Origin of the sequence: Mangrovicoccus sp. HB161399 (genome assembly GCF_013184745.1) — a bacterium.
In the GTDB taxonomy this organism is placed as follows: Bacteria; Pseudomonadota; Alphaproteobacteria; order Rhodobacterales; family Rhodobacteraceae; genus Mangrovicoccus.
Genome location: NZ_JAATVU010000240.1, coordinates 1 through 1318, shown reverse-complemented (window position 1 = coordinate 1318; position 1318 = coordinate 1). Strand labels below are relative to the sequence as shown.

Below are 1318 nucleotides of genomic sequence, written 5' to 3'. Positions count from 1 at the left end.
CCGCGCTCGGCATACCTGTCACTGAGGTCGTGGGATAAGTCTGTCCGGGGATAGGGGAACCTCCCCTAAAAGCCGAATTGCGCAACAGAGTCCATCTCGAGCCTACCGTCCTCGAGAAAGCGCATGAGCCCGTCCCATCGCTTCAGCCCGTAGCGGATGTGCTTCGCCAGGTCGCTGGCCGAGGAGAGCTGCTGAAGGCAGCCTTCCAGCCAGGGCCGCAGCGCCTCGGTGATGGGGCGGGACAGCTTCTGCCGGACCGCCACGCGGGTGGCCGGATCGCGGCCGCGGATCTCCTTCTCGATCGCGTAGAGCGAAGCGATGCGCCGGATCATCTCCTCGCAGATCGGCGAAGGGGTGTCCTGGCTGAACTTGACGAAGCGCCTCCTCCAGTGTGTCCAGCAATAGGCGACTGACCACGGCCTGGCGGTCTTCTTCGGGTCCGCGAGCGTGTCGTAGACCGGGTGGCCGTCGGCCATGAGCGTGCTGCCGGTGAACCCCTTCAGCATCTCCTGCGCGACCTTGCCGTTGCGGAGCCTGGAATGGCGGAACACCACGATCGGAGGATCGCTGCCGCCCCAGCCCCTCTGGTCGCGGAGAATGGCCCAGAGGAAATCCTTGCGGACCTTGCCCGTGCCCGGGGCCAGGACCGGCAGGTAGGTCTCGTCCATCTGCAGCCGGTCCGAGCGCCGCAGCTCGGCGGTCATCGCGTCGATCACCGGCGCGAGCAACGCGGCCGCGCGGCCCGACCAGGCGGCCAGCATCGAGCGGTCGAGCTCATTCGCCATTGTACTCGGACCAATGGCGCACAATGGCTCATCCTGGCGCCGGTAGATGCCCGCCTGGCGGTAGAACGGGAGGTAGTCGCCGTACTTCGAGACCATGCTGTGCGCCACCAGCGCCTCGGTCGGCAGCCCGCGCGGCACCAGCCATTCCGGCGCAGGCGCCTGGGCGTGGGATTTCCCCGCGCAGGTGCGGCACATGTATTTGGGGCGGATGGTGACCAGCACGCGCAGCCCGGCCGGAATGACATCCAGCCGCTCGGCGCGGTCGGCCCCGACCTTCATCATCTCGCCGCAGCCGCAGGGACAGAGGATGCAGTCGGGCTCGATGGGCACTGTTGCGCAAATCAGCTGATGACCGCAGTCCCCCCTTTCCCCGGACACACCTATCCTGCGGCCACGGTCATCGGGATGCCGAGCGCCGTGAAGCGGTTCAGCACAGCCACCCGGATCTGGACCTCGGCAACCTGGCGGTCGAAGTCCCGCGACATCAGCCGCTGGCCGAGCTGCTTCACGCAGTTCATTTTCGTCTCCACCCT

General features: G+C 67.0%; 2 pseudogenes. Both read right to left on the bottom strand.

Annotated elements, in window-relative coordinates:
• Positions 1-86 precede the first annotated feature (86 nt).
• Positions 87-1109: pseudogene (locus tag HCC78_RS32585) on the bottom strand (IS66 family transposase); the annotation flags it as partial.
• A 56-nt stretch (positions 1110-1165) separates the two neighbouring features.
• Positions 1166-1318: pseudogene (locus HCC78_RS32580) on the bottom strand (IS5/IS1182 family transposase); the annotation flags it as partial.